Source organism: Roseivivax sp. THAF30 (assembly GCF_009363575.1).
Lineage (GTDB): Bacteria > Pseudomonadota > Alphaproteobacteria > Rhodobacterales > Rhodobacteraceae > Roseivivax > Roseivivax halotolerans.
The window spans coordinates 2,792,810-2,811,077 of the sequence record NZ_CP045389.1 but is presented as its reverse complement, the minus strand read 5'-3'; the positions used below and the strand labels follow the sequence as shown (position 1 = coordinate 2,811,077).

The 18,268-nt window shown below is 64.5% G+C and carries 18 protein-coding genes; 11 read left to right on the top strand and 7 right to left on the bottom strand.

The window, feature by feature from the left end; translation table 11 throughout:
- Positions 1–112: 112 nt before the first annotated feature.
- Positions 113–589, top strand: a complete 477-nt coding sequence (locus FIU91_RS13510; RefSeq protein WP_152462862.1) for a hypothetical protein — start codon at positions 113–115, stop codon at positions 587–589.
- Between the two features lie 3 nt (positions 590–592).
- Here the strand turns inward: FIU91_RS13510 and FIU91_RS13505 are convergent, their stop codons facing one another.
- Genes FIU91_RS13505 through FIU91_RS13495 form a run of 3 tightly spaced genes read right to left on the bottom strand, consistent with a single transcriptional unit; the run spans position 593 to position 3,234 of the window.
- The gene (locus tag FIU91_RS13505; RefSeq protein ID WP_152462860.1) at positions 593–1,327 is read right to left on the bottom strand and encodes a TadE/TadG family type IV pilus assembly protein; all 735 of its coding nucleotides are present in this window, start codon (positions 1,325–1,327) and stop codon (positions 593–595) included.
- Between the two features lie 9 nt (positions 1,328–1,336).
- Entirely contained in the window at positions 1,337–1,894 is a 558-nt protein-coding gene (locus tag FIU91_RS13500; protein ID WP_152462859.1) for a TadE/TadG family type IV pilus assembly protein, read from the bottom strand.
- A complete protein-coding gene (locus FIU91_RS13495; RefSeq protein ID WP_254701967.1) occupies positions 1,891–3,234 on the bottom strand; it encodes a Tad domain-containing protein in 1,344 nt (447 codons plus the stop codon). The genes FIU91_RS13500 and FIU91_RS13495 overlap by 4 nt, the downstream gene beginning before the upstream one ends.
- 510 nt (positions 3,235–3,744) lie before the next feature.
- On the opposite strand from FIU91_RS13495, the gene FIU91_RS13490 reads away from it, so the two are divergent.
- The 6 genes from FIU91_RS13490 to FIU91_RS19470 all read left to right on the top strand — a co-directional run bounded on the left by FIU91_RS13490 (position 3,745) and on the right by FIU91_RS19470 (position 10,288).
- The gene (locus FIU91_RS13490; protein ID WP_152463738.1) at positions 3,745–5,130 is read left to right on the top strand and encodes a Glu/Leu/Phe/Val dehydrogenase; all 1,386 of its coding nucleotides are present in this window, start codon (positions 3,745–3,747) and stop codon (positions 5,128–5,130) included.
- A gap of 122 nt (positions 5,131–5,252) precedes the next feature.
- Positions 5,253–5,549 carry a hypothetical protein gene (locus FIU91_RS13485; protein ID WP_152462855.1) on the top strand — a complete coding sequence of 99 codons (297 nt, stop codon included), beginning with the start codon at positions 5,253–5,255 and terminating at the stop codon, positions 5,547–5,549.
- A gap of 78 nt (positions 5,550–5,627) precedes the next feature.
- Positions 5,628–7,580, top strand: a complete 1,953-nt coding sequence (dnaG, locus tag FIU91_RS13480) for a DNA primase (protein ID WP_152462853.1) — start codon at positions 5,628–5,630, stop codon at positions 7,578–7,580.
- A 119-nt stretch (positions 7,581–7,699) separates the two neighbouring features.
- Entirely contained in the window at positions 7,700–9,727 is a 2,028-nt protein-coding gene (gene rpoD / locus FIU91_RS13475; protein WP_152462852.1) for an RNA polymerase sigma factor RpoD, read from the top strand.
- Between the two features lie 10 nt (positions 9,728–9,737).
- Entirely contained in the window at positions 9,738–10,031 is a 294-nt protein-coding gene (locus FIU91_RS13470; RefSeq protein ID WP_152462850.1) for an HlyU family transcriptional regulator, read from the top strand.
- Between the two features lie 98 nt (positions 10,032–10,129).
- Positions 10,130–10,288, top strand: coding sequence for a hypothetical protein (locus FIU91_RS19470; protein WP_172975010.1), 159 nt, complete (start codon positions 10,130–10,132; stop codon positions 10,286–10,288).
- A 40-nt stretch (positions 10,289–10,328) separates the two neighbouring features.
- Here the strand turns inward: FIU91_RS19470 and FIU91_RS13465 are convergent, their stop codons facing one another.
- Positions 10,329–11,003 (bottom strand): SDR family oxidoreductase, encoded by a 675-nt coding sequence (locus FIU91_RS13465; RefSeq protein ID WP_093009313.1) that lies wholly within the window; start codon positions 11,001–11,003, stop codon positions 10,329–10,331.
- A gap of 177 nt (positions 11,004–11,180) precedes the next feature.
- On the opposite strand from FIU91_RS13465, the gene FIU91_RS13460 reads away from it, so the two are divergent.
- The 4 genes from FIU91_RS13460 to ribD all read left to right on the top strand — a co-directional run bounded on the left by FIU91_RS13460 (position 11,181) and on the right by ribD (position 13,554).
- Positions 11,181–11,438 carry a hypothetical protein gene (locus FIU91_RS13460; protein ID WP_093009312.1) on the top strand — a complete coding sequence of 86 codons (258 nt, stop codon included), beginning with the start codon at positions 11,181–11,183 and terminating at the stop codon, positions 11,436–11,438.
- Positions 11,439–11,473: 35 nt separating this feature from the next.
- Positions 11,474–11,896, top strand: coding sequence for a secondary thiamine-phosphate synthase enzyme YjbQ (locus tag FIU91_RS13455; RefSeq protein ID WP_152462848.1), 423 nt, complete (start codon positions 11,474–11,476; stop codon positions 11,894–11,896).
- Positions 11,897–12,004: 108 nt separating this feature from the next.
- Positions 12,005–12,463: a transcriptional regulator NrdR gene (nrdR, locus tag FIU91_RS13450; protein WP_093009311.1), complete on the top strand. Its 459-nt coding sequence runs from the start codon at positions 12,005–12,007 to the stop codon at positions 12,461–12,463.
- Positions 12,464–12,483: 20 nt separating this feature from the next.
- On the top strand, positions 12,484–13,554 hold the full coding sequence (ribD, locus tag FIU91_RS13445) for a bifunctional diaminohydroxyphosphoribosylaminopyrimidine deaminase/5-amino-6-(5-phosphoribosylamino)uracil reductase RibD (RefSeq protein ID WP_152462846.1): 1,071 nt from the start codon (positions 12,484–12,486) through the stop codon (positions 13,552–13,554).
- A 45-nt stretch (positions 13,555–13,599) separates the two neighbouring features.
- On the opposite strand, the gene FIU91_RS13440 is transcribed toward ribD, so the two are convergent.
- The 3 genes from FIU91_RS13440 to FIU91_RS13430 all read right to left on the bottom strand — a co-directional run bounded on the left by FIU91_RS13440 (position 13,600) and on the right by FIU91_RS13430 (position 18,190).
- On the bottom strand, positions 13,600–15,633 hold the full coding sequence (locus FIU91_RS13440; RefSeq protein ID WP_152462845.1) for a capsular polysaccharide biosynthesis protein: 2,034 nt from the start codon (positions 15,631–15,633) through the stop codon (positions 13,600–13,602).
- A gap of 5 nt (positions 15,634–15,638) precedes the next feature.
- Positions 15,639–16,799, bottom strand: a complete 1,161-nt coding sequence (locus tag FIU91_RS13435) for a polysaccharide biosynthesis/export family protein (RefSeq protein WP_093009308.1) — start codon at positions 16,797–16,799, stop codon at positions 15,639–15,641.
- A gap of 98 nt (positions 16,800–16,897) precedes the next feature.
- Positions 16,898–18,190 carry a capsule biosynthesis protein gene (locus FIU91_RS13430; protein WP_254701966.1) on the bottom strand — a complete coding sequence of 431 codons (1,293 nt, stop codon included), beginning with the start codon at positions 18,188–18,190 and terminating at the stop codon, positions 16,898–16,900.
- Between the last annotated feature and the right edge of the window lie 78 nt (positions 18,191–18,268).

Here is an 18,268-nt window from a genome sequence, read left to right as displayed (position 1 = left end):
TCCGTTTCGTAAGCGAAGGTGGCATGGGGCGCGGGCAAGGGAAAGGCCCCGGCTTCCCTTCACCGGGCCGAGCGCCTAAAGGCGGGACGAGATCAAGATCGAAGGCCACCCCATGTCCGACGAAATCCTCGCCGAAATCCGTGCCTCGCAGGGCCGCCGCTGGTTCGGGATCCTGAGCCTCGCGATCGTGGGCGCGTTTTCGCTCTACGTTGCAGCAGCCTCGCCACCGCCGCCGGGCTGGATGATCGTTCTGGTCGTGATCGGGCTCGGCGCGCTCTGGATGGCGCAGGCGATGCACAAGGCCACGGCGTTGCGGCTGGAGCTGACGCGGCATGAGCTCAGAGACAGCACGGGCCGAGTGCTGGCACGGCTCGACGACGTTGTGGCAGTGGACCGGGGAATGTTCGCGATGAAGCCGTCGAACGGCTTCGTTCTGAAGATGACGGGCCGCCAAGCGCGAAGCTGGCGGCCCGGTCTTTATTGGTCGCTGGGGCGGCGGGTGGCCGTGGGGGGCGTGACGCCCGCGTCCCAGACCCGGCCGATGGCCGATGCGATCTCCATCATGCTCGCCGAGCGTGAGATGGGGTGACGATTACCACCACCACCATTTCTTTTTCTTCGATTCGCCGGTGCCCTGGTTCTCCGAGCCATCGATATTCTCGTTGCACTCGTTGGCGGCATCGCCTTCGTCGGCATTCTCTGCATTGTTGTTGCAGAGCGACCCGCCGGACGCATTCTGATCGCCGTTCCCGTGACCGTTATTCGCGTTGTAGGTCTTGCCTTCGAACAGCACTTGCGGCGCGAAACGCGGACGGGTGAAGGAGAAGGTCTCGATCTCGAAGGGCGACAATCCAGCTTCCAGAACGGGGGCGTAGTCGTCCCAGGTCTCGACGAGGATCAGCTGGTCGTTGTTCGCCATGACCGGCAGTCGGCTGCGAAACGTGTTCGCGTCGTTCGTTTGCAGCGCGGAATACTCGCCACGCGCCTCCGACCAGAGCACATCGTACCTGTCGTTGTTACTGGTATACTGAACGACGCTGATACGCATGTCGAGGTCGTCGTTGCCGGCCTTAGTCATGTGCTTCATGAGCTTGTAGGCGTTGTCGATGTAGTCTTGCGTCAGCGGATCGGTCTCGCGAGAGATCGCATCGGCGATGGTGAAGTTGGCCTTCTGGTTCACGGCCTGCTGGCGCGAGACGTCGAACCAGACCCATGTCGCTCCGAAAAGCCACAGCAGGAGCGGGAAGACGATCACCGCCTCGACGGTTACCGTGCCAGCGGTGTCCTCGCGGAACCGGGCCAGTGCGGATTTGAAACGTGTCAGCATGGTCTCACCTCAGCTCGGTTCGTGCACGAAGGCAGCGCTGGAGACGATGGCCGAGTAGCCATTGGCGTCCTTGACGAGCGCCTGACTGAAATCGGATGTCGGCGCGATCGGATCGAATATGTAGCAGGCGCGCAGGAACATCATTTCGTTGTCACGCCCGTATTCGAATTTCACGACCGGGGTCGCTTCGCCCACGTTGCTGCCACCGCCGCCGCTCGTGTCGGCGCAGGCGGCCTGGCTCGGCGGGTCCGTCCAGTCGCGCAGGTCGAGGCTGACCATCTCGAGCTGAAGGTTCTCGATGCAATCGGGCAGGATGCTGGCCCGGTCGCAGATCGCTTCCTTCAGGCTGGCACGCGTGTAGGTCGTCCCGGTGCCGAGGCGCACGTCGCGCACTGTCAGGTCGAGCGCCTGCTCCAGCGAGGTGTGGCGTGCGGTCAGGGTCGCAAGCTCGACGCCCGAGAGGATCACGGCCACGAAGACCGGTGCCCAGAGGGCGAATGGCACGACGGACGATCCGTCTTCGTCGCGCCAGAAGCCGCGGGTAGAGTTGAGAAGTGAGCGCATCATTGGGTGAGCCTCAGCTGGTTGATCGAGCGAGCGATGGAGCGGAACGCGTCTTCGATTTCCACGCCGTCCACGTCGAAGTAATGGGAGGGCGACGAGGCGCAGTTCTGCATCACGGACCGGCCGTGATCCTCCACTTCGAAGCCGACGGCCCAGATCACGATGTCCTTCGCCTTGGCGGCATCGCAGATGTCGTCGAGAAGCCTGTCACCGAGTTCGGCGTTGTACTTCTGGTAGTAGAAAGACGAGCGGTTGTATGAATGGACGTTCCGGTTCAGGTAATACCAGAGGTTGTAGCGCGCCCAGTGCGCGACCTCGTCACGGTGGTCATACACCCAGTTGGACAGCCGGTATGACTTGTCGTGCTGACCATCCGTCATCAGAACGATTGTCTTGAGCACGTCCTCGCGTCCGTAATCGAACGGGCGCCCCTTGAGCGGCGAGTCGTCGGCCGCGCTGGAGTTGATGTTGGTCGCGATGCCGCGCGTCGAGGGATCGAGCAGCGCCGTGCCCCATTTCATGCCGAGGAAGATCGACGTGCCGGCGCGCGGCTCGAGTTTGTCGATCTGGTTCTTCAGCGATGTCTCGTTGTTGGAGAACGCCTGGATCCGCTCGTAGCTGTATTGCGGGCAGATCGTGTCGACGACCTCGTTAAATCCGAAGTAGTTCCACTGGAAATGCTGCATCTGCTCGTACGTCGTATGCGTGTTCAGCGCAGCGGAGGTGAACGCGGAGTCGGGGAACTCGAGGCAGTGGGAATATCCGTGCCGCCAGTCCACGTTCAGCTGGTTGGCGATGTCGGGGCCAGCATTCACGTGCTCGGAATAGGGAACCAGAGACACGGACACGAGGCCTTCGTTATCCTCGCCGAGCACGGTTTCGATGAAGGTGTCCGCCGCGTCCTGCAGCAGGTCGATCTTGTCGTCTGTGGTTCCGCTTGCCGGGTCGGCCATCGAGCCCGAGATGTCGAGCACAAGCGAGATCTCGACGTTTTGGATATGTTCCTGAGCGACCGCCGTCGCCTTGGCGTTGAACCGGTCGATCCCGAGGATCTTGGTGAAGTTCGCGTCGAGCGCTTCTTCGGCCTTGGCCGTCACGCGGCGATAGTTCAGCCCCTCGTCGGGATCGACGAAGGTGAGCGCGTCGGGCATACGCGACTTGTCGAAGTAATCGCGCACCACGCTCTCGGCATCGAGTGTCTGGTCGAGGTCGGCCGCGGCGAGCACCGCGCGGTCGAGCGTGTTCTGCAATTTGGTGCGCTTCATCTCCGCGTGCATCATGTCGATGCCCACACCGCCGATTGCGATCAGGCTGAGCGATCCGAACACAGCGAAGATCGACATGTTGCCATCTTCGGAGTGGAAGAACCGCGCGACCGCAGTCGACGCTCTGTGAGAGAGCTTCGCGATGCCCTGGTGACGAAGGGCTCGTCCCTTTTCACTGGTCTTGCACATTCCGTACCTTTCCCGCCCCTGATGGGGCCTGCGGCATTAACCGTCTTTTTTGAGACCGGATCGGTCCCGCACCGGAGGTTCTTGCACTGGCAAATGGGCTAAAATAAGACCGTTTTCCCAATGGATTTGGGCATTTGGTGACGCCGGGCCGACAATCATGTGCGGCGTTCCGATCTGTCTCCGCGCTCGAAACCGATCGCCATGATTTCGCCGTAATTGTTAACCTTGAGGCTTTCGCATGGACGCCGCGGCTCAGGTGCGCGAAGCTCGGGGCGTGTCGCCGCGCGCCCGCGCCGGCGGCGACGCCTGATCTTCCCGCGGCGCGGGGCAGGGAGTGCGACAGTGACGATCCAAGGCACCAGACCGACCGAGCCGTCGTTCCGCGACAGCGTGAACATCATGTATAACCGCGCGGCAGACCTGATGGAGATCAGCCCCGGCCTTCGAAAGAAGATCCAGGTCTGCAATTCCACCTACACGGTGCGGTTCGGGGTGCGGCTGCGCGGCGAGATCCAGACATTCGTCGGTTACCGCTCCGTCCATTCGGAGCATATGGAGCCGGTAAAGGGCGGTATCCGCTTCGACATGTCGGTCAGCCAGGACGAGGTCGAGGCGCTGGCGGCGCTGATGACCTTCAAATGCGCGCTCGTCGAAGCGCCGTTCGGCGGCTCGAAGGGCGGGCTTTGCGTCGATCCGCGCGAATACGACGAGCACGAGATGGAACTGATCACCCGCCGCTTCGCCTATGAGCTGATCAAGCGCGACCTGATCAATCCGTCCCAGAACGTGCCCGCGCCCGACATGGGCACGTCCGAGCGTGAGATGGCGTGGATGGCGGACCAATATGCGCGCATGGCCACCACCGACATCAACGCGCGTGCCTGCGTGACCGGCAAGCCGCTCAACGCGGGCGGCATTCACGGCCGCGTCGAGGCGACGGGGCGCGGCGTGCAATACGCGCTGAGGGAGTATTTCAGGCATCCCGAGGACGTCCGCCGTGCCGGATTCGAGGGCAAGCTCGACGGAAAACGGGTCGTGGTTCAGGGCCTCGGCAACGTGGGCTACCACGCGGCGAAGTTCCTCGCGCAGGAGGATGGCGTCCGGATCGTCGGCATCGCCGAGCGCGATGGCGGGCTGTGGAACGAGGCCGGGATCGCGGTGGATCACGTCCGCGAATACATGAACGAGACCGGCGGATTGAAAGGATTTCCCGAGGCGGAATACATCACCGACGGTGCGTCGCTGCTCGAAGCCGAATGCGACATCCTGATCCCGGCGGCGCTCGAAGGCGTGGTTCATCTCGGTAATGTCGACCGGATCAAGGCCCCCCTCATCATCGAGGCGGCGAACGGACCGATCACCGCCGGGGCCGACGAGCGTCTGCGGATGCGGGGCACCGTGGTCATTCCCGACCTCTACGCCAATGCTGGCGGTGTGACGGTGTCCTATTTCGAATGGGTCAAGAATCTCAGCCATATCCGCTTCGGCCGGATGCAGCGGCGTCTCGATGAGGGGCGGCAGGAGCTGATCGTGAACGAGCTCGACCGGCTGTCCTCTGCGCTTGGCGGGACGTGGAGCCTGTCGGACGATTTCAAGCAGCGCTACCTGCATGGCGCCGACGAGCTGGAACTCGTCCGCTCGGGGCTCGATGACACGATGCGCGTGGCCTACCAGTCCATGCGCGAGCCGTGGATCGAGCGGGAGGACGTGACCGATCTCCGCACGTCGGCCTACATGGTCGCGATCGACCGCGTGGCGCAGAGCTATCGTGCCAAGGGACTCTGACACGGCCGTGCGCCTTTCGGCTTTTTTCCGCCGTCAGCGGAGCCAACGCTCCATCGCGTCCGCAACTCTTTCTGACGCGAGGCGTTTATACGGCAATTCGCACCTTTCGAGAGGACGACCCAATGAGAACAGCAATTGCAGCCATCGCGCTCTCCTCACTCGCAACTCCGATCCTCGCGCAGGACACCGGATCTGAATGTGGGGTCCAGTCGGATATCGTCATGCAGGTGGTGGAAGCACGCCAATCCGGCGACAGCCGGCAGGCCGCGCAAGCCAAGGTGTCGGGCGAGCTGACCGGCTCGGCCGAGAAGTACGTATCCGTCGTGCCGCAGATTTCCGAATGGATCTACTCGCTGCCCGAGGACCAGCTCGGCCCCGAAGTTGGGGAGAGCTGGGCTGCCCAATGTGAGAATATGTGATCATCTCAATTCCGGTCGCATGATCGGCCTCGCGCGCGGCTTCTGGACTCGGCCCGCGCGAGGCCCGATATTCTACCCATGAGTCTGCCCCCCGGTTTCCTGGATGAACTCCGCAGCCGCACGAGCCTGAGCCAGGTCGTGGGACGGAAGGTCATGTGGGACAAGCACAAGTCCAACCAGGCCAAGGGCGACCTCTGGGCACCCTGTCCGTTCCACCACGAAAAGACCGCCTCCTTCCATGTCGACGACAAGAAGGGCTTTTACTACTGCTTCGGCTGCCATGCGAAAGGCGACGCGATCTCTTTCGTGAAGGACACGGAGAATGTCGGCTTCATGGAAGCCGTCGAGATCCTTGCAGGCGAAGCCGGGCTGACGATGCCGGCGCGAGATCCCAAGGCGCAGGAAAAGGCGGACCACCGCACCGAGCTTGCCCGCGTCATGGAAGATGCGGTCCGCTTCTACCGGATGCAGCTCAATACCATGGCTGCGGGAGAGGCGCGCGACTATCTCAAGCGCCGCGGCCTCGATGCGGCGGCCCTCGAACGGTTCGAGATCGGCTTTGCGCCCGAAGGCTGGCAGACGCTTTGGGATCATCTGACCGGCAAGGGGATCGCGGCGGACCTGATCCTTCAGGCTGGCCTCGCGCGGCCATCGTCGAAGGGCGGTAAGCCATACGATGTATTCCGCAACCGCATCCTCTTCCCGATCCGCGACGGGCGCGGGCGCGCCATCGCCTTCGGCGGCCGGGCGATGGACCCGGCGGACAAGGCGAAGTACCTCAATTCCTCCGAGACCGAGCTCTTCGACAAGGGGCGCAATCTCTACAATCTCGGTCCCGCGCGGGAAGCTGCGGGCAAGGGACAGCAGCTCATCGTGGCTGAAGGCTACATGGACGTGATCGCGCTTTCCCGGGCGGGGTTCGAGGCGTCCGTCGCGCCGCTCGGTACGGCGATCACGGAAAACCAGCTGCATCTCCTCTGGCGCGTCGCGGACGAGCCGATCATCGCGCTCGACGGCGACACGGCGGGCGTGCGCGCGGCCTACCGGGTGATCGACCTCGCATTGCCGCTCCTCGAGGCGGGCAAGTCCTTGCGGTTTGCCTTGATGCCCGAAGGGCTCGATCCCGACGATCTCATTCGCAGCGAAGGCGCAGACGGTGTCTCGAAGGTTCTGGCGAACGCGTTGCCGATGGTTCAGCTCTTGTGGCAGCGCGAGACCGAAGGCCGCGTGTTCGACAGCCCGGAGCGCAAGGCAGCGCTCGACCGGGCGCTGCGCGAGAAGGTGCAGATGATCCGCGATCCGTCCCTGCGCCATCACTACGGTCAGGAGATCAAGGAGCTGCGCTGGCAGCTCTTCCGACCGAAGCGGACGCCTTCGGCAGGCCGGACGACCTGGCGGGGGCGCGATGCGCCGCCGCAGCCCACCGAGGCGGCGAAGGCGTCGCTTCTGGTTTCGGGTGGCGCGGCCGGCGAGCGGCATCTGCGTGAGCAAGTGATCCTCGCGACGCTCCTGAACGCGCCCGGCCTTGTCGATGAGTTCGACGCGGCGCTCGAGGAGATGCGATGCGAGACGCCGGAGCACCGGGCCGTGCGCGATGCCCTTCTGCGCGGCGCGCCCCAGACCCGAGAGGCCGCGATGGAGCTTGCCCGGTCGGCGATCGGTGCGGAGCCTCTTGAATCTTTCCTTGGAGCGCGCCATCTCGCCATCACGCCGTGTTTGCGCCATCCCGACGATATGGAATTGGCGCGGCTGACGATTGCCGAGGAACTTGCCAAGCTGGGCGCAGTCCACGGACTCGAGGCCGAGATCGCCGAGGCGGTCGAGGACATGGGCGAGGGCGCAGACGAGGCGCTGACATGGCGTCTCGGCCAGGCTGCAGAGGCCCGCGCGCGCGCCGCACGCGCGCAACGGGAGGACGATACGGAATACGATACGGGGGCGAATGGTGCCCTGGTGGACAAGGCAGAACGACAATCCTTTGCCGCGCTTCTCGACACGATCTCGTTCGAGAAGGGCCGAAACCGCGGCTGAGACGCAAGAAAGTGACAAAGAATCATGGGCAGACGGGTGTGCGAATCAGGTGATCGCGCTATTGATTCGGACCAACGAATCACCTGCCCACGGATTCTCCCGCTTCGAAGGAGCAATTGATGGCCGCCAAAGACAATGACGACGCCAAGCCGGACACGCAGGAAGAGGACGTCTCTTTCGACATGAGCCAGGCCGCGGTCAAACGGATGATCGCCGAGGCGAAGGAACGCGGCTACATCACCTACGATCAGCTGAACGAGGTGTTGCCTCAGGATCAGGTCTCTTCGGACCAGATCGAGGACGTGATGTCGATGCTCTCGGAGATGGGCATCCAGGTGACCGAAGAGGATGAAGAGGCCGAGGACGAGGATGACGGCAAGTCGACCTCGACCGAAGTCGTCGACGCCTCCAAGGGCAAGGACGTCGCGGTGTCCTCGGGCGGGCAGGAAAAGCTCGACCGGACCGACGATCCGGTGCGGATGTACCTGCGCGAGATGGGCTCGGTGGAGCTGCTGTCCCGCGAAGGCGAGATCGCCATCGCCAAGCGCATCGAGGCCGGCCGCAACACGATGATCGCGGGGCTGTGCGAAAGCCCGCTGACCTTCCAGGCCATCACGATCTGGCGCGAGGAACTTCTGAGCGAAGACATTCTTCTGCGCGACGTGATCGACCTCGAGACGACGTTCTCGGGGCAGATGGGCGAGGACGGCCAGGAGCTGGCCGCCGCCGTGGCTCAGGACGATCTGGCATCCGAGAAGCATCAGGCCTCCGAGGCCCGCAAGCCGGAGAAGAAATCCGACGAGCCCGAGCTCGACGCCGACGGCAACCCGATCCGCAACAACGACGATGACGACGAGGAAGAGGACGAGCAGGCGAACATGTCGCTCGCCGCGATGGAGGCCGCGCTCAAGCCGCGTGTCCTCGAGACCCTCGACCGGATCGCGCAGGATTACGAACAGCTCGCCGCGATGCAGGACAACCGCATCTCCGCCACGCTGAACGAGGACGGCTCCTTCTCCGAGGCGGACGAGGCGACCTACCAGAAACTCCGATCCGAGATCGTGGAACTGGTGAACGGCCTGCATCTGCACAACAACCGTATCGAGGCGCTGGTCGACCAGCTTTACGGCATCAACCGCCGGATCATGTCGATCGACAGCGCGATGGTGAAGCTCGCCGACCAGGCCCGCATCAACCGCCGTGAATTCATCGACGCCTATCGCGGCTACGAGCTCGATCCGAACTGGATGGAGCGTATGTCCGAAAAGCCGGGACGGGGCTGGCAGACCTTCATCGAGAAATCCACCGACAAGGTCGAGGAGTTGCGCTCGGACATGGCGCAGGTCGGCCAGTATGTCGGTCTCGACATTTCCGAGTTCCGCCGCATCGTTCAGCAGGTCCAGAAAGGCGAGAAGGAAGCCAGGCAGGCCAAGAAGGAAATGGTCGAGGCGAACCTGCGGCTCGTCATCTCCATCGCCAAGAAATACACGAACCGCGGGTTGCAGTTCCTGGACCTCATCCAGGAGGGCAATATCGGCCTGATGAAGGCCGTGGACAAGTTTGAGTATCGGCGCGGCTACAAGTTCTCGACCTACGCGACGTGGTGGATCCGCCAGGCGATCACGCGCTCCATCGCGGACCAGGCGCGCACGATCCGCATCCCTGTCCACATGATCGAGACGATCAACAAACTCGTGCGGACCGGCCGCCAGATGCTCCACGAGATCGGCCGCGAGCCGACGCCGGAAGAGCTGGCCGAGAAGCTGCAGATGCCGCTCGAGAAGGTCCGCAAGGTGATGAAGATCGCCAAGGAGCCGATCAGCCTCGAAACGCCCATCGGCGACGAGGAAGACAGCCAGCTCGGCGACTTCATCGAGGACAAGAACGCGGTTCTGCCGCTCGATGCCGCGATCCAGGACAACCTCAAGGAAACCACGACGCGGGTTCTATCCTCGCTCACTCCGCGCGAGGAACGGGTTTTGCGGATGCGCTTCGGCATCGGCATGAACACCGACCACACTCTCGAAGAGGTTGGCCAGCAGTTCAGCGTGACACGCGAACGGATCCGCCAGATCGAGGCGAAGGCGCTGAGAAAGCTCAAGCATCCGAGCCGGTCGCGCAAGTTGCGGTCGTTCCTCGACCAGTGAGGATGCGCGAATGTCGATCCTGAAACGTCTCTTTGGCGGCGGTGGCAGCAAGAGCGAGGGCAGTGCGTCGCCCGTTGCAGGGACCGCGGTGGACTATCAGGGGTTCACCATCATTCCCGAGCCAATCCCCGAGGATGGCCAGTTTCGGCTGGCCGCCCGGATCGAGAAGGAGATTGGCGGCGAGACGAAGAGCCATCGCCTCGTTCGCGCGGATGTGATCCGCGATCGCGACGAGGCGATGGACGCCGCGGTTCGCAAGGCCAAGCAGATGATCGACGAGCAGGGCGCGCGCCTCTTCGGCTGATCCGTTCCGCGCTGGGCGCACAGCGGCCCTGCGCGGCTTGGCCTGTCAGGCGGCATCGTCGGTGACGATATGGAGGAGATCCAGACAGGAGACCCGTCATGCGCCTTTCCTCCCTGATCCTGACCACCACGCTTGTCGCGATTGCCAGCTTTCCCTTGGCGGCAGCATCGCTGCCTGCCGGCTTCGTTCAAGCCAGCGATCTCAAGGCTCCCGGCACCGTCTACCTGCCCGAACCCGATCCGATAGTTCAGCAATAGATGATACGGGCGGGCATCGTCTGCCCGCCCGAGGGCCGCATCAATTGACCGGCATCACGAAGACTTCCTGCACATTAGCCCGCGGGTCGGCCTCGAGCGCGAAGACCACAGAGCGTGCGATATCCTCGGGATGCAGCTTGTCGGGCTTGGGGCTGTCGAAGAAGGGCGTGTCGACCATGCCCGGCGCGATCACCGTGCAGCGACCGCCGAATTCGCGCATCTCCTCGGCCAGATTGCCGCCGTATCCGTGCACGAACCACTTAGAGGCCCCGTAGACGGACCCCTTGATGTGCCGCCGACCGGCGGCCGAGCCGGTCAGAAGCAACTGGCCCTTGCTTTTCTTCAGGTGCGGCATCGCGGCTTTCGTCGTCCAGAGCAGGCCGAGAATGTTGATCTGCACCAGCTTTTCCCATTCCTCGGGATCGCCCGCCTCGGTGCCCGCTGCGCTGAGCCCTGTGCCGGCATTGGCAAAGGCCGCATCAACCGAGCCGAACTGATCTGCCAGCTTGTCGAGCGCCTCCACCTGCGAGGACATGTCGGTCACATCGCCCGGCAGGGCCATCGCCTTGTCGCCCAGTTCAGAGGCCAGCTCCGCGATCTTGTCCTCGGAACGCGCGAAAAGCCCCACGTTCCAACCGGCTTGAACGGCGGCACGGGCGCTCTCGGCACCAATGCCAGAGGATGCCCCGGTGATGAAAATCGTCTTTCCGGCCATGATCCAACTCCTTTGTTCATCAGTGAAATTACCCGCGACAACGCACCGTGACCCTCGGGGGTTTCGAAGGAGGACGCGGGGATTGTCGACGTTTTCGTGACGTAGCGTTCACCGGCCGAAGTGAAACCTTTGCCGCAGATAGGCGTTTTTCCGCCAAGCAACACGGGGGAAAGTCCCATGAACCGTATCGTACTCGCCGCCGCCGCCGGCTTCACCTTCATCGCCGCAGCAGCGCTCGGCGCGACAGACGTCCTCGACCGCGACACGCGCGAGGTGATCGAAATCGACGTGACCGCCGACGAGCTCGCTGAGTGCCGCGAGACACTGGCGCAGGTCGCCTCCATGCCCGCAGTGCATGACAACGGCACGCCCGTCCTCTTCAATTGGGGGCAAAGTGACCTGCCAGAGGTGCGCTGCGTCGTCTCCGAGGTGTGATGCCGGGCCGGCTCAAGCTTCGCTAACGTCGCCTCATGCAAACGACCTTCACGATCGCGACGCGCGGGCAGGGCCTCTACGAGTTCACCGACGAGGTGGCCTCTTGGGTGACAGGCGATGGTCTGCTCACCCTTTTTATTCGCCACACATCGGCCAGCTTGCTGATCCAGGAAAACGCCGATCCGGAAGTTCGTCACGATCTTCTGGCCTATATGCAGCGGCTCGTGCCGCCGACGAGCGATCCGTCGATGTCCTACCTCACGCACACCTATGAGGGCCCCGACGATATGCCGGGGCATATCAAGGCCGCGATGTTGCCCGTCTCGCTGTCCGTTCCCGTCAAGGCCGGGCGGCTGGCGCTTGGCACCTGGCAAGGAATTTATCTCTTCGAGCATCGCGATGCGCCGCATACGCGGCAGGTCGCGGCCCATCTGTTGCATGACCAACCCTCCATATAGGGGGTGAAAATCCCCTCTACCCAAATTATGGCCAAGCTCCTATAGTGACTGTGGATAAGTGGGGGCCAACCCCATTTTTGAGGCAGAAAAGACCAAGGGGGACGGTGCATGCGCTGCCCGTTTTGCGGAAATATCGACACACAGGTAAAGGATTCGCGGCCTGCCGAGGATCATGTCTCGATCAGGCGTCGGCGGTTCTGTCCGGCCTGTGGCGGGCGTTTCACGACCTATGAGCGGGTTCAGCTGCGCGATCTCGTGGTCATCAAGACCAACGGGCGGCGCGAGGATTTCGACCGTGACAAGCTCGAACGCTCGATCCGGATCGCAATGCAGAAGCGGCCCGTGGAGCCCGAACGCATCGACCAGATGATATCGGGTATCGTGCGGCGGCTCGAAAGCATGGGCGAGACGGACATTCCCTCCAAGCAGATCGGCGAGATCGTCATGGAGGCGCTCGCGCGGATCGACACCGTGGCCTATGTCCGCTTCGCAAGCGTCTACAAAAATTTCCAGGCCGCGGACGATTTCGACAAGTTCGTGAGCGAGCTCAGACCGCCCGACAAGTGACCGGGGAAGACGAGCGCCATATGGCCCATGCCCTGAGCCTGGGCCGCCGGTGTGTGGGGCAGACCTGGCCCAACCCGGCCGTCGGTTGCGTGATCGTGCGGGACGGGCGCATCGTCGGGCGCGGCTGGACGCAAGCTGGCGGACGACCCCATGCCGAGACCGAGGCGCTGCGCGGGGCCGGCGAGGCCGCGCGGGGCGCGACGGCCTATGTCACCCTTGAACCCTGTGCCCATCACGGTCTGACCCCTCCTTGTACCGAGGCACTGATCGCGGCCGGGGTCGCCCGCGTCGTCTCTCCTTTCGCTGACAGCGATCCGCGCGTTTCCGGTCGAGGCTTCGCGTCGCTCCGTGCGGCGGGGATCGAGGTGACGACCGGCGTTCTGGCCGCGGAGGCGGCTGAGGATCACGCGGGCTTCCTCGCCCGCATTCAGCGCGGTCGGCCCCGCGTGACATTGAAGCTTGCCAGTTCGTTCGATGGACGCATCGCGACTGCCAGCGGCGAGAGCCAATGGATCACGGACCCCGAGGCACGTGTCTGGGTTCACGGCGCGCGGGCGCGCTCGGACGCAGTCATGGTGGGTGCGGGCACCGCGCGGGCGGACGATCCGGCGCTGACCGTGCGCGGCTTCGGCGCGCGTCGTCAGCCGGTGCGCGTGGTGGTCTCGCGGCTCCTTGATCTGCCGCTGATGGGTCAGCTCGCCCGCACAGCGCAGGAGGTGCCGGTCTGGATCTGTCATGGGCCCGACATCCGGCCCGAGATCCGCGAGGCATGGGAAGGTCTGGGTGCGACGCTCTTGCCGTGCCGGCTTGCAGGACGCCAGATCGATCCGCTTTCGGCGCTGGAGGCGCTCGGGGAGCGCGGCTTGACCCGCGTATTCTGCGAAGGCGGCGGGGCTCTTGCCGCGACGCTACTCGGTGCGGGGCTCGTCGACGAATTGGTCGGCTTCACCGCAGGCGTTGTGCTTGGCGCAGAGGGGCGTCCGGGGCTCGGCGCGCTTGGCGTCGGACGGCTCGCGGATGCGCCGCGTTTCGAGCTGATCGAGAGCCGTGCGGTGGGCGCGGATGTCCTGCATGTCTGGCGGCCGGTCTGACCGGGTTGTTTCCGCGCCGGGAAAACCGCGCGTTTCCGCGGTTTCCTAGCGCCAGAGCCGCGATTGGCTCGCGAACAACCCTTGCAGTTTCGACAGCCCGCGATGAAACGGCCCTATCTTGGGCAGATCGCCCGCCGCGAGCCGCTCCGCCACGACTTCGACCGGGCAGGGGCGGCCTGTGACCGGATCGCGGTAGCGCGGATAGGCAATGAGCGTTGCGTGCACCAAGCCCTCGAGCGAGATCTCCGGCCCACCCCGCCGCCGCGCCGGCACGCGCCCGAGATCGCGCGTCAGACCCCATCCTGCATAGAAAGGCGTGCCGAGCGTCACGACGCGGCAGCCCCGAATGAGTGCCTCGAAGCCGGTGAGGGATGTGATGGTCCAGACCTCGTCCACAGCGTTCAGCGCCTCGCCGATATCGACACCGCCAAGCGTCAGGTCCGCATAGGCTTCGGGGTTCTTGACCTCTCCGGTCCGCAAGCCCGCCAGGACGTCCGGGTGCGGCTTCCAAAGGATCTTTGCGCCCGGATTGCTCGCGCGCGCGCGCCGCAAGAGCTCCGCGTTGGTGCCGACCTCGTCCGCGCCCCTCAGGATCGAGGCGTCGTCTTCCACCTGGCCGGGCACGAGGATGCGATAGCCCGGCGGCAATTTCGGCAGGTCCCCCGCGAGATTGTATTTCGACAGCCCCTCGCGCGTGAGAAACCGGATCAGCCGCCGCGCGCGGTCGAGCGCATCGGCGGGCAGGGACGGGCTCTCGGCAATCAGCGTTTCGAGGCGCGAGGGACGCTGCGGATCGTAGTAGATCCCCAAATCGTCAAGGGCGAGCGACAGCGGCGGGATCAGCTCCGCGCCAAGCCCGCGCGAACGCAGAAACCCGTCCTCCACGCGGACGATGTCTTCGTCCGGCTCGGTCTTGCCAGCCCATGCCATGAGGCGGCGTCCATCCGCTTCGGCGCGCTGCCTCGCCTTGGAGCTGTTGTCCTCGAAGATCAGCCGCTTGGTGCCGCCAAAGAAATCTTGCAGCGCGCTTCGCTTCCAGAGCCGCATGCCGCGAGCGACCCAGCCTGTGCAGTCCTCGCGCCAGGCACGCGCCTCGGCCTCGAGCGTCGCGATCACGTCTTCGAGGTCGGCGCGGCGGTCGCGATAGGGGTCGTACCAGACTGGATAGAGGATCATCGCCGCCGCGAAGAGCTGTGCGCGGGTGAGCTTGCGCTGGCGGCGGTCGATTGGAAAGGCGTCCTCGGTCAGGCCCCAGCCAGCATAGAAGGGCTGGCCGAAGACATGCGGGCGGTGCCCCGCGAGGATCGCCTCGAAGCCCAGCTGCGACGACACGGTGTAGACCGCGACTGCCCCGTCGAGGAGCATCCAGGGCGAGATATTCCCGTCGTGAAAGGCGAGTCCTTGCCCAAGGTCGCTTTCCTCGAAATGGCCGGGCCTGTGGCCTGCTGTCGTCTCGGGATGAGTGCGGATGAGGATGCGGGCGCCGGGATGGGCCTCCCGCGCGTGAAAGAGCATTTCGAGAAACCGCATCCGGTCGCCGCCCGAGGCCGTCACCGAGGCATCGCCACGGGTCTGGTCGATGACAAGAACGTAGCCTGGCTCTGGCGGGGCGAGATCGGTGCGCGTCGCAGCGTATTTCGTCAGATGGCTCGCGCGAAGGCGGGCGATCGCTGCGCGGGCTCGCGCCAGAAGCTGCGCGTCGTCGATCGGATGTTCCGCCAGCAATCGCTCCAGATCGGATGGTGTCGAGGGATCGAAATGCGCTCCGCTGGTATCGATCAGAAGGCCGAGCGGCGGCTCACCCGCACGGCCGGGAAAGAGCGATCGCAGGAAGGCGTCTTCGATCCGGACGAGCGGCGCGTCCTTCGCCTCGGCCACGCGTTCGCCGCGACGGGCCAGGGGGGAGGCACCCCATACGCCGACAGCATCGCCGTCGCGGGGCGTGCCGAGCGAGACCTGCCAACCCGCGAGCATCAGGATGCGGACCAGCCGGGAATCGAAACGGAGTTTCCGCGTATAGACGCAAAGACGCCGGGGGCCTTCGCCCCCGGCGTTCGGTTCCGGCCCTGTGCCGGTCATGCCTGTCAGAGCCCGCCCGTAGCGAGGTCGTCGACCGATGTCGCAAGATCGCCGATCGCGGTGACCGAGCCCAGCGAGCCGGTCAGGGCGGAGATCGTCTTGTCCCACTGTACGAACGGGGCTTCGGTGACATAGAGCGTATCGTCGTCCCTCACCACGAAGTCGCGCGCGGTGAACATTCCGTTCGGCTGCGTCAGGTCGAGCACGTAAACCATCCGCTGCGCGCCTTGCAGATCCGTGCGTCCGAGCACCTGGTTTGCGATCTCGGCAGGCTCGTTGCGGAAGATGAAGACGCCGGTCGGATCGGACGCGGTCGCAACAAGGCCGCCCACGGTCGCCAGCGCCTCGACTGCCGACAGGGTCTGCGTCTCGAAGGGCACGCGCGCCTGGCTGCCCGTCGCGCCGAGCGCGGTAAAGGCGCGGGTATCTTCGGAAATCAGGATCTTGTCGCCGCCGCGGAGCGCAATGTCCATGTGCGGGTTCTCATAGAGATCCTGGAACCAGATCTTCCCGGTATGGCCGCCGCGCTGCACTGTGATCTGCGCGATCTCTGGAGGAATGGCGATCCCGCCGGCCTGGGCCAGCATCGCCGACAAGGTCCGCGTCGGACGCTCGATGGCGAAGACACCTGACGTGCCCGCTTCGCTGATGACCGTCACCGTGGAGCCGTCGCCCGCCACGCGGCGTACCTGCACCTGCGGGTCCGGGGTCTGGTCGGAGAGACGGTCGGTGATGATCTGGCGGACGGCCTCCGGCGTGTTGCCCGCCGCGCGGATCCGTCCTGCATACGGCACGAAGATGAAGCCCGCGCCGTCGACCTGCACCTCTTCGAGCGCGGTGGCGTTCACGCCTTCCCCCGCGAGAAGGCCATCATCGACGTTCTCCCAGATCGTCAGGCCAAGGATGTCGCCCGGTGAGATCACGTCGGAGCCAAGAACGCCGGCATTCTGGAATTGTTCTGTAAAGCCGAAGGAGGGGACCAGGGCGGTTGCCCGCGTCACGCGGTCGTTGACCGACACGATGAAGGCGTCGCCTTCGCGCTGAACGGAGCCTGCGTAGATTTCACGTTTGTTCGGGCCCACGCGAGGTAGGCCGCAGGACGCCAGGATAGACGTCGCGACTAAAAGGGCGACGCCCCGCGCCCACCGGGATTTTACGGCTGCCACTGCTCGGTCTCCTCGACCTGTTTTTCTCTGCCTCGGTGCTTTTTTGAAAAACCGTAGCCAGAAAGGTCGGGAAAAGAAAGCGTTGAGCGTTCCGGGCCTCAGGTCACCGCGCGCAACTGTTGCCGTGGGGCCGCGGTGCCGCGCGAGAGCGCTTCATAGGGGTCGTCGGGCGAGAGCATCATGTCGACCACCTGCCGCAGAAGCTGGCGGCGCCCGCGCGCCGAGTAAAAGCCGCCCGGAAGCTGGCTCGTCTCGAGCAGATATCGCCGGTAATCCTTGTAGGCGCGGTTGTCGGGCCGGGTGGGCTGCGCGAAGAATTCAGGCAAGGGCTGGGTGGAGACGAATTCCGGCTTGGCATAGACTGCCTCGCCGAAGACCTTGAGAGGTATGCCGCGCCATAGCACCTGCTGCGCCGCGGTCGAGTTCACCGTCACCGCCGTGCGCGCATCGTTCAGAAGCTGCGCGAGCTTGCCGCCGCGCACGTAATGCACGCGGTCCGACACGCCGTGGGCGCGAGCCAGATCCCGGATCGTGCGGCGCACCGGCACGCGGCCATCCTCGAGGGGGTGCGCTTTGAAGACGAGGTGGTGGTGCCCCGCCGCGCCCTTGACGAAGCCTTCGATCACCAGTTTGAGGAAGTCCGGCATCGTGTCGAATGGCGAGTGCTGCTGGAAACTGGAATCGTGTTCGAGTTGCAGCAGGACAAGGTGATAGGGAAAGCCGCCATAGCGGATGCGCGCGGTCTCGAGCACACGCTCGGCCCATCCGAACGGCATCAGGAGAAGCCGCTTGAGGTAGAGCTGGAACTCCTTGGTCACGGGAAGCGACCGGTGCGGGCGGAAGCTGCGATAATCGCCGTTCCGGAACATCACGAACCAATGGTAGAGCGCGCCGTAGAAAATGTGCTGGCGCATGTCGCCCCAATGGGCGGGCGGCAGCGGCGCTTCCATGTCCGACAGGGCGAGCGCCGCCTGCATGTCCTCGACCGACATCTGCATCAGCCGCGAATGTCCGTTCGATCCGCCGCGCTCGTAAGTGACCCAATAGGGCCGCATGTAGCCTTCCTCGAAGACGTGGACGGTCAGGCCGCGCGCCCGCGCCTCCTCGACGGCATTGGCGTGAATGCTGCGGACATCGCCGTAAAGCACGATGTCGGTGACGCCTTTTTCCTCGACGAGAGCGATGAACTCGGCCGGCCAATCCTCTGCGGTTCCGCGATAGGGCAGGTAGCTCCGGGGGTGGAACCAGAAGGCGCGGTCGCCCGCATTGAAGCCCACGCGCCAGACCTCGGCGCCGGTCTTTCGCAGCATCGCGCCGAGGCGATGGAAGAACGGTCCGTGCGGGCCCTGCAGAAAGAGGAAGACCCGTTTGTCTCCGGTTGCGTAAGGCATTGGGGCAGTTTATCTCCAGCCGTGTCGACGCACCTTACTACCCCTTGAGATGGGCGAAAATATGGCCCCTTGCGGCAC